The sequence below is a fragment of the uncultured Methanofollis sp. genome (assembly GCF_937919355.1).
Taxonomy (GTDB): Archaea; Halobacteriota; Methanomicrobia; order Methanomicrobiales; family Methanofollaceae; genus Methanofollis.
Genome location: NZ_CALFSA010000214.1, coordinates 1 through 12,151 on the forward strand (window position 1 = coordinate 1; position 12,151 = coordinate 12,151).

A 12,151-nucleotide genomic window follows, 5' to 3' on the forward strand; every position below is an offset into this window, starting at 1 on the left:
CCCCATTTTTTTCTGAATGTCCTCTTCCCGCCCACACCCTCGCAAGGGGTTAGGTATATCAGTCGAGGCATCCACCGACGGGTGCATAGGGGGACTGTGTCATGTATCATGGGCAGATTGCGAGAGTGGAGAGGAGAGGATGAAGAGGGAGATCAGGCCTGACCGCGAACTCGACTGCATCGGCCTCTACTGCCCCATGCCGATCGCCCGCACGAAAGAGGAGATCGAGAAGATCAGGGTCGGGGAGGTTCTGAAGGTTGAGGCCGACGACCCGGCCGCGGAGGAGGACATCACGCGGTGGGCGAAACGGGTCGGTCACGAGATCGTGAGTTTCGAAAAAGATGAGGGGATTCTGACATTTTACATCAGAAGGACGAAGTGAGGGAGGAAAATGGCGAAGATACTCTATGTCCAGACAAGCGGGACAAACACGCCCGAGAGGTTGTACGCCCCCTTTATCCTGGGGGCGACCGCCGCCGCAATGGGTGTGGAGGCGGCGATCTTCTTCATGATCAGGGGGATCACTGCTGTCAGGAGAGGGGAGGCGGAGAAGATCCGGATCGGTGCCTTTCCCACACTTGCAGAGGCGATGCGGCAGGCGATCGATGCCGGGGTGAAGATCTACATCTGCGAACAGAGCACGCAACTCCTCGGCATCCCGCGGGGCGACTTCATCCCTGAAGGGATCATCGCCGGGGGAGCGACCCTCAATGACCTGGCGCTGGACGCCGACGCGGTGATGTCATTCTGAAGGAGGGGAGGATGGTCTATCTTGATCATGCGTCGTCTGTCCCCGTCGACCCCCGTGTCCTTGCCTTTGCCGGGCGGTACCTGAAGGAGGAGTACGGCAACCCCTCGTCCCTGTACGCCCTCGGCCTTTCGGCGAAGCAGGCGGTGGAAGAGGCGCGGGTGGGGGTGGCGGCCCTCGTCCATGCGGAGACGCCCTCCACGATTGTCTTTACCGGGAGTGCGACCGAGTCCAACAACCTGGCGATACGGGGGACGGCGCTCAGGAACAGGAAAAAAGGGAAAGGCATCCTTGTCAGTGTGATAGAACACGTCTCCGTCCTGAACCCGGCGAAGGATCTCCAGAAGCAGGGGTTCGACCTCGGGTTCGTGCCGGTGGACCACTACGGGGTCGTCGACCTCGGTTTCCTGGAGGAGCACCTCACGCCCGGGACGACCATCGTCTCGGTCAATTATGCGAATGACGAGATCGGGACCGTGGAACCGGTCCGGGAGGCGGCGGCGATCGTGCACGAGAAGGGGGCGTTCCTCCATGTCAATGCGACGGCGGCCGGGGGCCGGATTCCGATCGACGTGCAGAAAGACGGGATCGACCTCCTGACCCTCTCCGGGAATGACCTCGGCGGGCCGCGGGGTGCGGCGGCACTCTACATCAGACCGGGCGTGAAGGTCCAGACCGTGATCCCGGGCGGCGGGCAGGAGAAAGGCCTGCGGTCGGGGACAGAGAATGTCTTTGCGGTCGCGGGGATGGGGGAGGCGGCCCGCATCGCCGCCCTGGAGATGGAGGGCGAGATGGCACGGGAGAAGGCGATCAGGGATAGCCTGATCGAGGAGGTGCTGACGATCGAGGATTCATACCTCACCGGCCACCCTGACTTCCGCCTCCCGAACCACGCAAGTTTCAGGTTCTCGAGGATCGAGGGGGAGAGCATCCTCCTGAACCTGGACACCTTCTTCGGCATCCAGGTGGCGACCGGGTCGGCGTGCACCTCGCGGACCCTGGAACCGTCCCATGTGCTCCTCGCCATCGGCCTTGCGCACGAGGAGGCCCATGGCTCGGTGGTGATGAGCCTCGGGCGGTCGAATGCCATGGATGACGTGCCTCTTGTCAGGCGGGCGATGAAGGAGACGGTGACGAGGCTGCGATCGATCTCTCCCCTGTAATGATGGAGGTGTGGGATATGGAGGACAGGCCGCAGATCGGCTATTCAAAGAAGGTGATGGACCACTTCATGAACCCCCGCAATGTCGGGGATATCGAGAATGCCGACGGTATCGGGACGGTGGGAAACCCTGTCTGCGGGGACCTGATGCAGGTCTCGATCAGGGTCGAGAACGACATCATCACCGATATCAAGTTCAAGACCTTCGGGTGCGGGTCGGCGATCGCCACCGCGAGCATGGTCACCGAGATGGCGAAAGGGAAGAATATCGAGGAGGCATTGAAGATCACGCGGCAGGACGTCGCCGACGAACTCGAAGGTCTGCCGCCGGTGAAGATGCACTGCTCGAACCTGGCGGCCGACGCCCTGCATGAGGCGATCAAGGACTACCGGGCGAAGAAGGAGGGTAGGAAGGAGGCGATCGAAGAACCGGCACGCTGATGAGGGGAGTAGTCGAAGAGATGGTGATGCCAGAGGGATGCTACAGTATCACCGATCTCATGCTCCTCATGACCGACAGGATCGGTGAGACGGCGAGGAGTCTTGACGCCGCCGAGACAGGCGCGTTTGTCGACGCCATTCTTGCGGCACGGAGGATCTATGTGGTGGGTGCGGGGAGGTCAGGCCTTGTCGCCCGCGCCTTTGCGATGCGCCTGATGCACCTCGGGATGGAGTCCTATGTCATCGGGGAGACGATCACCCCGGCACTGCACGAGGGTGACCTCCTTGTCGCCTTCTCCGGGTCGGGGGAGACGCACTCGATCGTCGAGTTCTGCGAGACGGCACAGGGCCTCGGCGGCCAGGTCTGTCTCCTCACCACAACTCCGGACTCGACCCTCGGCCGTACCGCCGATCTCGTCGTGGACCTCGGCGTGGCGTCGCCACCGGTCCATGAAGCCCCGGGGCAGTATGAGGTGCGGCAACTCACAGGCCAGTACCGGTCTGCTTCCCCGGACTTCGCCCCCTTCGGGACGCTCTTCGAGATGACGGCACTCATCTTCTCTGATGCGGTCCTCTCCGCCCTGATGGAACTGAAGCACTGCAGTCTCGACGAGATAAAGGGACGGATCTCAAATATCCAGTGATCAACGTCTCAAATACGCCCTGCCAGCAAGAGCAAGGCCACTGCAGACTGCAATGAGGGCGGCGACGACACTGAGGGAGAAGATGTATCGAGCCAGCACCTCGGCCCTCCCGGTCACGGCATAACTGCCGAGTCCGACGAGGAGGAGGCACCCTGCCGCCGCCCATGCCGATCCTATCCCCAGTTTCAGGAGGTCCTGTCCCATGGTATCCCCATGCCACCGGATCATCAGGACGAACCATATACTTTTTGATATGTGTTTTATCGGTTATCTGGACAATAATATGAACAATATATCACACCACAGGGCATTTTTTACAAAATATACCCGAATCCGATATTGATCTCAGGACCTGATGATAGACACCTTCTTCTGTGGATTGATAGCCTTCCCATGATCGCTGTACTTACCCCATCCTCCTGCTCATGCCTGATGTTTTCAGCCCGGAACACCATGCACCCCTATTTATTTTCTCCGCGGAAACCTATCTCTGAGAACCATGAGCGAACAGAAGGGACACTTTGAATCAGGCAGGTGGGTCGAGGACAGGGAACCTGAGGCCGCCCCGGAAACTCCGAAGGGACCTCAGGTGGATGAGATGGTGCACGAGGCATCGACTTCGGTGAAAAAAGCGATCGACGACGTCGTCCACCTGGGCAAACACCTCTTCGGGACGAAGGAGGGGCGTGATCACCTGGAGAAGAAGGTGCGGGCGGCCGGCGCCGAACTTGAGAAGGCGATCGGCGAGGTCGCCGAGACGGCACGCCGGAACCTGGAGAGGAAAGGCTGAGGGAGGCCCCTATTCCCTCCGGGCGAGGAGCCGTGCCTTCTTCATCGCAAGCCTGACCCTGGCCTCTTCCTCGCCCACGTCAGGGTTCCTGTACCGGGTGAAACGCTCGCAGAGCAGGTCGGGGCACTCGCCGCAGTGGGTGAAGTGCCGTTCCCTGATACAGCAGGCATACACCGGACAGATCTCCGCACCGACAAATGCCGTCCAGAAGGGCCGCCCCTGTACATGGTCGCATCCGCCGCACTCCTGCCGGTACTCGCACTCGCCGCAGATCACACCGCAGACAGCGGTCCTGATCTCGGGTCCCATGGGTGACGCTCACTCCTCTTCGAGTGCCGCCCGCGCCCCTTCGATCATCGAGCGTGCAGCCCTGATCTTCGACCTGGCCGCACCGTACTCGCCACCGTCACAGGCGTCTTCGGCCTCAGTATAGAGGCGTTCGGCCCGCTCGACCCGTGCCCGTACCTTTTTCACCTTCCCTTTCTGCCCGTCCTCTTCAAGAAGGTCGATCTCCTCGCGGAGCGTCAGCAGGTCACCGGAGACCTCTTCGAGTTCGGCACGCACCGCGTCCTCCTCGGCCTCGACTTCGGCCCTCTTCTCGCGGTTCCTCTCGCGGGCCATCTCCTGTGCCTCTGCCCGGGCGTTTTTGATCTCCCCGATCTCGTCCTCCACCTCCTTCACCTTCTCTGCAAGGAGAGCGGCGAAGGCGGTCCTGTCCTCGCGGGACTCCTCATATCCCTGGTACGCCTCATACGCCCCGCCCGCGGCGGCACCGCCCAGAGCGTCGGTGACGCTCCCCTCCTCCCGCCGCAGGATCCCGCCAAGGACGCTCCCCACACCGGCACCGACAAGGGCCCCCATCAGGCCCCGTGTGACCTCTTTTTTCTCTCGCACGACGGTGTAGGTCACCTTCACATTCTTCCCGGCCGGCGCAACCTGCAGTGTCCCCTGCTCTCCTGTTCTTCTGACGTCCATCGTGGCGTTCTGGCCGTCCCTCTTCTCGCCGGTGATCTCAGTCCCCTCAAGGGCAAGGTGGGATACCAGGCGTTCCAGAAAGTCGTCGTAGCAGTCGGCCACACCCTGGCCATAATATATATAGGACATGCGTATCTCATCTGCATTCTAAAATTTAAAATATAAAACTGCCGGTTTGTACGGGTGCGGCAAGTCGCCTCTTCCTGCGCCTCGTTGTCGCTCCCTGAGGGACGTCACAGGGGTACGCCAAGCAGGTGGAGCACGACAACGATCACCACGCCGATAACGCCGCCGATTGCACTGATCAAGACGGTGATAATATCTATCGGGATGTCTGGCCTGCCAAAGAGCGCCATCAGGTTGAATAGGTCGATCAGGAAGAGGACGACGATGCCGAGGATGGCGTTGATGACCAGGGCGGCGACGCTTTTGACGAAGTAATACAGCAGCACCGCCACAATCACGGCGAGGATGATCCCGATGATCTCTCCGAGCATGCCCTACTGTCTGCTGCATAATATATATCTGCGGGTCACGCCCCCGACTGCGAGGGTGACGTACCACATGCCTGCATCAGGGATGGCAGCATCGACCGGGTGGTGCGAATGCACTCCTGTCGCCTGAAGTGCGAGGGTAGGTGAGGCGGGAGATCGTGCGGTCTGTCAGATCGAAAAGAGGCAAGGGCAGGTTCACCCCGCCTGCAGGTTGCACTGGTGCGGCCACCGATAAGGTCTGCCACCGCAGGCAGATCTCTACCTCTCCCTGACCGAGACCTTTGTCGTCTTTCCGAAGGGCACGTTGAACGAGATGATGCCTGCATCGACGGTCATCGTGCCCTCTGCCGTCACCTCCAGTTCGCCGGAGAGGATCAGGGTGCCGGCCGCGGAGAGCATGGCCATGGTGTCCATGGTGACCGGGATGGCAACCTCTGTCCTGTTGTATGCCGGGATAACAATCTCTTCGCTTCTCCCGGACCCCAGGAACACTTCTCTTCCTTCTTTCGAGTAGGAGACATTCACAGACACGTCCCTGACTGTTATCCCGATCGGGTTCGGGTTGTTCACGGCAAGGTCGACCTCCAGGTCCATGCTCTCCAGGGTGAGGCCGGTGACGGCGATGCCTGTCACCGTGACCTCGGGCGGCCTGAGAGGCGGGCCTCCGGCACACCCCGCGACGAAGGCCGCGGCCACGAGGACGGCAAGGGCAGGTGCAAGTTTCATGATCCTTCCTACACAGCGGCGTGGTATATATTGTGCAGGGGTAGAGTCCGTCGCACCTCTCTTCTGAGTGGTGCCACCTAGGGTCCTCCTCAGCGATCCTTTTTTGTGCCAGAGGGGTGATTGCCCCTTCATGCCGGTCTGCGGTCCGGGGGACATGCGGGAGATACTCGCATATATTGCATCGGAAAGGGACATTGCAGCGAGGTTCGACCTCCCTGCCGAGACGATCCTGCCTCTCCTCTTCTCCCTGCGCTTTGGCGGGGCATGGAGTTATGCAACCGCAGAAGGGCGGTCCCTCTCAGTCGTCCGGAAAAGGACGCTCTGGGACGAGAGAACAAAGTCCGGTGTCACCCTCGAAGAGATCACCCTCCTCCTCAACCCTGCCCTCCTCTCTGAGGAGGGGGCCGTCTCCCGCTTAGAGAAGTGCGGGAACGAGGCCGAGAGGCTCATCGTGACAAGGCCGTACAGGATCCGCGTGCGGGCCGAGAGGGCAGTGCGGGTGCGGGTCGACCCGGAAAGGAAAGAGATAGCCGCTGAAGAGGTGGCAGGGCAGGAGTTCGCGTACGAGGGGTCGACTGCGTTCAATGTGGCGCATGAACTGGAGCACCTCGAAGAAAAAGGGATCTCAGGCAGGCGTCTCTGGGAGATGAAGGTGGTGTGAAGGGTTCTGGAAGTTTTCAGCAAAAAACCTCGTAGAATCGCTCATGAAACGAAGTTTCAGGTGGTTCTTTGAAAACCACCCCCACAGTTTTCATGGCAAATCCTCATGCCCGGTTCGGGGCATATCCCTGGTCCCCTGAGGAGACGTGCGGATCCACCTCCTTCCCCATTATTGGGGACTGCAGAGAAAACTCCGGTTTCTTAACCTCACTCCGTTCGCACTCCCTCGATTTTGGTCCCTGAAAGACAGGGCGGGAACGTTGAGAAAAATTGTCATCCTCCCCTATCCTGATTGCGGGGGAACGAGGTCGAGATGACGTGCTGGACTAGTCCTGCCCGGCGATCTCCCTGATCCGGCGGAGGCAGAGGACTGCATCCTCCCTCTTCCGATCGACGCCGTCTGTGCGGGCGAAGGCGAGGAATTGCCCGGCCCTCTCCTCACCGATCGACGCCTTCACCCCGTCGCAGACAGACTCGTACGTCCGTTCAGGGAAGTAGAGGGCCTTCGCCGCCTCCAGGATGGCTCCGCCCTCCTCTGCGTCGATCACGCCTTCCCCTTCGGCCTTCCTGATCGTCCACCTGATATTGACCAGGGGTTCGGAGAGGGGCGTCCCGCTCTCCGGGTCGAAGACGAGGGCGACCTCATCGTCCGAGACGAGGGCCCCGTCCCTGTACGCCTGGTAGACCTCGCCCACCCCCTCCATGCCGAGGCTGTCGAGTTCTGCGGCCCTGAGGGCTCCCATGCTCGAAGCGCCGAGGACTCTCACACCCTTCCTGAGGGCGTAGAGCACTTCCCTGTGGGCGACAGAGCATGCCTGGAAAAAGACGCCGTCGATGAGGCCAATGATACGCGCGCCCTCGTCTGCCGCCTGCCTGATGTCGCCCCGTGCGGCAGGGGGCCGGAAGTCTGCGTCGAGGATGGCGCGGGCCTCCTCCCGGTCAAGGCTCGGGCCGAGAAAGACGATGATCTCTGGCATGACGGCACCGCTCGCCCATTCTTTCCCTGTCCATCGCAAAGACTTCGAGGCCGGGCACGACCACCCGCACGACTGGCATGCCAATCTCCGGACGGGTCAGGTCGGTGACGATCACCCTGTCCATCCCGGCCTCTCTAAGGCGGCCGACGACATTGCCGATGTCGGTGAGGAAGTCGTCTGAGTCGAAGGACGGGACCGTGTGGATATCCTCCTCACCGTCGTCCGTGAACCAGTACCCGTTCAGCCTCTTCGTCCTCTCGTAGCCGATCTTCTTCCTGAAGTCGGCCTGGTCTGTGTCTTCCCGTGCGCCGTGGATCTGGGTGAGGCGGCTCTGCGCCACCTCGGTGAGAGCCCGCAGCACCGCGATGCCGGCATTCGTGTGGGTGCCCATCCCCATCGTCAGGAGTGCCGGATCCTTGAGCACCACATCGTCGGCGACCGCCGCCATCGTCGGGATGCCGATGTCGCTCGTGATGTCCTTGAGGTGGACCTCAACGCCTGCGGCGGCGAACTTTGCGAGGATGTCGCCCGCCATCCCGCCCGTGATGCCGGTGACCGCGGGACCGGTGTTCCTGGTCACCTCAACGAGGGACCAGGCGTCTCTCTCGACGACCTCCATGAGGGCATGGAAGATCGCCTCCTCGCGGGTGTTGCCTGAGGCGATGCCGTTTGTGTTGGTCCTGAAGAGTTCGCCGTGCTCGTGCCCGACCGGGTGGAAGACGGCATGGGCCGGGAGGAGGACCTCCTCGTCTCCGGCGATGTCATAGCCCGCGACCCAGGGGATGCATCTCTCCGGGTCGGCATAGGGGGGGAGGATGAGGTCTGCCGGGTCGATGGGGTTGCCTTCCCTCTGCATCTCCCTGTACGTCCCGGTCAGGGTCGGCATGCCGTCCATCTCAGCCGAGTAGCGCTCGATCCCCTCCATCATCGCAGAGACCTCGGCCTCGGTCGGCGTCGCCCCCTTGCCGTTGTAAACCGATATGGCGCCGTCCCCGGCCGTCGGCCTGATGCTCGAAAAGACCGGGATGCCGATGCGGTCGAGGCTCGTGATGTCCGCGACCCGCGTGATCCCGGCGGCAGGGAGTTTTTCCCTGACCCGCTGAAGCGTCTCCTCGGGCGGGACCGTCCGCTGGGTCTCGTGCCTGTAGGCTTTTTTGCAGGAGTTCAGTCTCATCTTCATCCTCCAGCGACCGGCGGGAAGAGGGCGACCTCGTCCCCCTCGGCGAGAGCGGTGTCCCCGGCCTCGGACCGCGGGACCCGTCTCCCGTTCTTCATCAGGATCACGTGGCCTTTCAGGTCACCGTTCCCCTCGAAAAGTGTCTCTTTAGCCTGCACCGACTCTGCACCGAGCAGGGCGAGCAGGGTGCTCATCGTCGCCCCGGCCGGGACGTCCATCGTGCGGTCGGCACCGAGGACCTCACGCAACTGTGCAAATGCTCTGACCCGAACTTTCACGCCTCTTCGCTCCTCTCTGCCCTCTGCGGGCGGGTTTACAAAAGGTACTGGATTGATACGCCCTTCTCCGATAAATAGTGTCATTGTATATCGTGCCCGGGAGGAGGCCTACCTCCCCCGCCACGCACCCCGCAGTCGGTCCCTGAGAGCCTGCACGATCTTCCAGGAGAGGAGGCCGATAAAGAGGCCCAGTATCAGGATGAGCGTGAAGATGACGATCATCGCATCGGTGACCAGGAAGAGGGAGACAGCGACCATCACCGACTCCGAGATCCTGAGATATTCGAGAAGCGGGAGAATGACGGTATTGATGAGAAATTCGAAGGAGAGGAGGATGAAGACTATGCCGGCGGAGACGATAACGACCTGAATGAACTCCTGGCGTATCGGACTCCAGTGGCGGGAGATGATATTGTCCCTGATCTCGAAGCAGACGAGGACCGTGGCACTGCCGGCAAGGAAGTGGATGAAGTTTGTGATCGGGATTGTATATGTCAGGATGAGGTAAACGAGGAGGTTTGCCAGGAGATAGGCGAAGGTGATGACGAAGATGATGATGGAAAAGTTGTGGTGGATGAGGGAGAGGTACCCGGAAAAGTTGTTCTCCTTCCTGTTTGCGTCGATTGTCAGGACCGCCTCCTTCAGGACTGCGTAGGAGATGATAAAGAGGATGACATAGGCGCAGATCACCGAAAACTCCATGATCTGCCCGAGGTTGAGGTTCAGGAGGATGTTCAGGGAGTCCCCTCCGGCCTCCATGGTCTGGGCGATGTATGTGACATTCCCGGCGAAGGAGACGTTCGAGGGCACTGCCTCGCCGTTAAGGGCGAATTCACCGGCGACCTGAACAGTGTTGATGGGTGCGGCCGTCTTCGAGAGGAGGCCGGTCAGGTAGAAGGCAAGGGCGCCGAAGACGCCGAGGGTGACAAACAGGGGTGCGTTCTCCAGGAAGTAGTCCCTCACCGTACGGAGTGGGCGCTGGTCGCTGATCTCGCAGGCACAACGGGTGCAGACCTCGCTGTCGTCCAGATTAGCATAACTGCATCGCGGGCAGATCTTCATGGCGGGGCTGACCTGCCTGCCCCTGCGTGCCTGCGCTATATAAAATCTGTCGCTACGCCATCCGGTCCCGCCGCAGGATCCTGCCCGTGCAGCGGGAGATCGTCTCCGACGCCCTGGGAAGGCCGGGGACCGCCGCGTACACAACTCCATAGGCGTCCTCGAATGCCGCCGCCAGTCTCTGCAGGAGGCGGGGGGCTTCGGAGAGGTCAAGGCTCCCGGCAAGGGAGCGGAACGCCTCTCCCCCGGCGTGATCCATCCCCTCGACAAGGCCTCGCGGGAGGTCGATGTGTGCGGCAGACCCCTGCTTCAGGACCAGAAGGGCCGCATATGCTGCAAGGGCCTCGTTGTATGTATGGTAGAAGCGGTAGGCGTCGCCCCTGCCGGCGTATCGGGAGGCGAGTTCGAAGCCTTCGAGGAAAGCCTCGACGTTCACGGCGGTCAGGGAGGAGAGGTCCGTCTCCCTGCCGTTGAAGCACCACCCGGCGACTGTTGCACGCACCGTACCGTCCTTATCGACGGGCACCGAGTGCGATGGGTCTCTCACCCGCGAAGCGCGATATAACTCCTCCATCTCCCCGATGTCGGCGATGACCGTGACCTCGGCCTTCAGGTATCTCTCTCCCAGAAAGAAGACCCTCTTCTCAGGGATGGGGGCGAGGACGTCCTGCACCCCGGTGAGGGCGGTGGCAAGACCGGAAAAAACGTCTTCCCTCTCCTTTGCAGCGACCAGGAAGACGTCGACGTCAGACTGTTCCGTCGCCTCGCCACGCGCCCACGACCCGGTCAGGACCATGGCACGGATGCTCTCTTCCGACTCTGCATATCTCCTGATCTCGGCCAGGACTCTTTCCCCGAACATGAACGTCCCTCTGATCTCTGTGAGGCACGGTATATCGAGGTGACGGATGAGGTGGGCGAGGTGGCCAAAGTGTGTCACATGCTATCCGGGTGAAAAAAGGAATTATGCGGTGTCCGGCCTCTTCCCACTCGCAATGAGCCGCCCGATGTAAAACCGCGCCCAGATATGCCCGACGATACCGCCGAGAGTGTTACCGGCGACGATGCCCCACCAGACCCCAACCTCCCCCATGCCTAGGGGGATTGCCAGTGTCCAGGTGAAAACGGCGATGAAGACGAGGTTCCTGAGGAACTCAACTGCAAGGGCGAAGATGCCCTTCCCTGTCCCCTCGAAGACCCCGGCGGCCATCATGCCCGGCGCCACAAAGGGGTAGAAAAAGCACATCGTCATCAGGAAGGCGGTGATCCCTCCTGCAAGGTGCATGCTCCCGGCTGAGTACGTGAAGATCCAGGAGATGAAGGGGGCGAGGAACCAGGTGAGGAACGAGAGGCCGAAGGCGATGAGGATACCCGACCTGACCGCAAAGGAGTGGGCCACCTTCAGTCTATCGAATTTTCTCGCACCATAGGCCGCGCCCGCTACCGAGACGACGGCGATGGACATTGCAATGAGCGGGATCAGGGCAAAGTAGATGATCCGCCATCCTCCCGTATAGACGGCGACGGCATCAGGACCTGAGACCCGCACCAGGAGACCGTTGATGACGATCGCAGCAAGGGACATCAGCACGAACTCCAGGCTTGCAGGGATGCCGACGGTGAAGATATCGCGGACTGTGTGCCAGTCCGGGGAGAAGCGCTCCCAGTCGAGGGAAATGTAGGTGTCCTTCCTGACCAGGAACCAGTACAGGAGGAGGACACAGACAGCGGCCATCGAGATGATAGTCGCCCATGCAGCACCGGCGATGCCCATGCCCGCCCCGTAGATGAGGATCGGGTCGAGGACAATGTTCAGGACTGCTGAGGCGGCGGCGGCGTACATCGTCTTCCTTGTGTTCCCTTCTGCCGTGAAGACGGCATAGAGGATGTCGGTAAAGAGGATGAATACAGTCCCGGCAAAGATGATCCGGCCGTATTCCACGGCATATCCGGCGGTCTCCCCGGCCCCCAGGGCGAGGACAAGGGGTTCGATGAAAAGGAAAAGGGCCGGGGTGATGAC

At 61.2% G+C, this 12,151-nt stretch carries 18 protein-coding genes; 7 read left to right on the plus strand and 11 right to left on the minus strand.

Features of this window, described 5'->3' with window-relative positions; genetic code table 11:
* The first annotated feature begins 139 nt into the window (after positions 1–139).
* From Q0520_RS10385 to hxlB, 5 genes are read left to right on the plus strand one after another with little or no spacing between them, the layout of a single operon-like run.
* Positions 140–382 (plus strand): sulfurtransferase TusA family protein, encoded by a 243-nt coding sequence (locus Q0520_RS10385; RefSeq protein ID WP_298669799.1) that lies wholly within the window; start codon positions 140–142, stop codon positions 380–382.
* 9 nt (positions 383–391) lie between these two features.
* Positions 392–751, plus strand: a complete 360-nt coding sequence (locus tag Q0520_RS10390) for a DsrE family protein (protein WP_298669800.1) — start codon at positions 392–394, stop codon at positions 749–751.
* Positions 752–762: 11 nt separating this feature from the next.
* A complete protein-coding gene (locus Q0520_RS10395) occupies positions 763–1,911 on the plus strand; it encodes a cysteine desulfurase family protein (protein WP_298669803.1) in 1,149 nt (382 codons plus the stop codon).
* A 17-nt stretch (positions 1,912–1,928) separates the two neighbouring features.
* Complete coding sequence (gene nifU, locus Q0520_RS10400; protein ID WP_298669806.1) at positions 1,929–2,351, plus strand: Fe-S cluster assembly scaffold protein NifU; 423 nt, start codon at positions 1,929–1,931, stop codon at positions 2,349–2,351.
* Positions 2,352–2,371: 20 nt separating this feature from the next.
* The gene (gene hxlB / locus Q0520_RS10405) at positions 2,372–2,995 is read left to right on the plus strand and encodes a 6-phospho-3-hexuloisomerase (protein ID WP_342765271.1); all 624 of its coding nucleotides are present in this window, start codon (positions 2,372–2,374) and stop codon (positions 2,993–2,995) included.
* On the opposite strand, the gene Q0520_RS10410 is transcribed toward hxlB, so the two are convergent.
* Positions 2,996–3,199: a hypothetical protein gene (locus tag Q0520_RS10410; RefSeq protein WP_298669808.1), complete on the minus strand. Its 204-nt coding sequence runs from the start codon at positions 3,197–3,199 to the stop codon at positions 2,996–2,998.
* Between the two features lie 295 nt (positions 3,200–3,494).
* Here Q0520_RS10410 and Q0520_RS10415 point away from each other — a divergent pair, with 295 nt between their 5' ends.
* On the plus strand, positions 3,495–3,785 hold the full coding sequence (locus Q0520_RS10415; protein ID WP_298669812.1) for a hypothetical protein: 291 nt from the start codon (positions 3,495–3,497) through the stop codon (positions 3,783–3,785).
* Between the two features lie 9 nt (positions 3,786–3,794).
* Here the strand turns inward: Q0520_RS10415 and Q0520_RS10420 are convergent, their stop codons facing one another.
* The 4 genes from Q0520_RS10420 to Q0520_RS10435 all read right to left on the minus strand — a co-directional run bounded on the left by Q0520_RS10420 (position 3,795) and on the right by Q0520_RS10435 (position 5,980).
* Positions 3,795–4,094, minus strand: coding sequence for a DUF3795 domain-containing protein (locus Q0520_RS10420; protein ID WP_298669815.1), 300 nt, complete (start codon positions 4,092–4,094; stop codon positions 3,795–3,797).
* A gap of 9 nt (positions 4,095–4,103) precedes the next feature.
* Positions 4,104–4,889 carry a hypothetical protein gene (locus Q0520_RS10425; protein WP_298669818.1) on the minus strand — a complete coding sequence of 262 codons (786 nt, stop codon included), beginning with the start codon at positions 4,887–4,889 and terminating at the stop codon, positions 4,104–4,106.
* A gap of 104 nt (positions 4,890–4,993) precedes the next feature.
* Positions 4,994–5,257, minus strand: a complete 264-nt coding sequence (locus Q0520_RS10430; RefSeq protein ID WP_298669820.1) for a pro-sigmaK processing inhibitor BofA family protein — start codon at positions 5,255–5,257, stop codon at positions 4,994–4,996.
* A gap of 255 nt (positions 5,258–5,512) precedes the next feature.
* On the minus strand, positions 5,513–5,980 hold the full coding sequence (locus Q0520_RS10435) for an LEA type 2 family protein (protein ID WP_298669823.1): 468 nt from the start codon (positions 5,978–5,980) through the stop codon (positions 5,513–5,515).
* 130 nt (positions 5,981–6,110) lie between these two features.
* Here Q0520_RS10435 and Q0520_RS10440 point away from each other — a divergent pair, with 130 nt between their 5' ends.
* Positions 6,111–6,641 carry a RimK/LysX family protein gene (locus tag Q0520_RS10440; protein ID WP_298669826.1) on the plus strand — a complete coding sequence of 177 codons (531 nt, stop codon included), beginning with the start codon at positions 6,111–6,113 and terminating at the stop codon, positions 6,639–6,641.
* Positions 6,642–6,966: 325 nt separating this feature from the next.
* On the opposite strand, the gene Q0520_RS10445 is transcribed toward Q0520_RS10440, so the two are convergent.
* The 6 genes from Q0520_RS10445 to Q0520_RS10470 all read right to left on the minus strand — a co-directional run.
* A complete protein-coding gene (locus Q0520_RS10445; RefSeq protein ID WP_298669828.1) occupies positions 6,967–7,617 on the minus strand; it encodes a TfuA-related McrA-glycine thioamidation protein in 651 nt (216 codons plus the stop codon).
* Positions 7,580–8,791, minus strand: coding sequence for a YcaO-related McrA-glycine thioamidation protein (locus tag Q0520_RS10450; protein WP_298669830.1), 1,212 nt, complete (start codon positions 8,789–8,791; stop codon positions 7,580–7,582). The genes Q0520_RS10445 and Q0520_RS10450 overlap by 38 nt, the downstream gene beginning before the upstream one ends.
* Before the next feature lie 2 nt (positions 8,792–8,793).
* Positions 8,794–9,072: a ubiquitin-like small modifier protein 1 gene (locus Q0520_RS10455; RefSeq protein WP_298669833.1), complete on the minus strand. Its 279-nt coding sequence runs from the start codon at positions 9,070–9,072 to the stop codon at positions 8,794–8,796.
* A 108-nt stretch (positions 9,073–9,180) separates the two neighbouring features.
* Positions 9,181–10,134 carry a hypothetical protein gene (locus tag Q0520_RS10460; protein WP_298669836.1) on the minus strand — a complete coding sequence of 318 codons (954 nt, stop codon included), beginning with the start codon at positions 10,132–10,134 and terminating at the stop codon, positions 9,181–9,183.
* Between the two features lie 52 nt (positions 10,135–10,186).
* Positions 10,187–10,993, minus strand: coding sequence for a nucleotidyltransferase domain-containing protein (locus Q0520_RS10465; protein WP_298669839.1), 807 nt, complete (start codon positions 10,991–10,993; stop codon positions 10,187–10,189).
* Between the two features lie 102 nt (positions 10,994–11,095).
* The coding region (locus Q0520_RS10470) for an MATE family efflux transporter (RefSeq protein WP_298669842.1) at positions 11,096–12,151 on the minus strand (1,056 nt) is incomplete at its 5' end.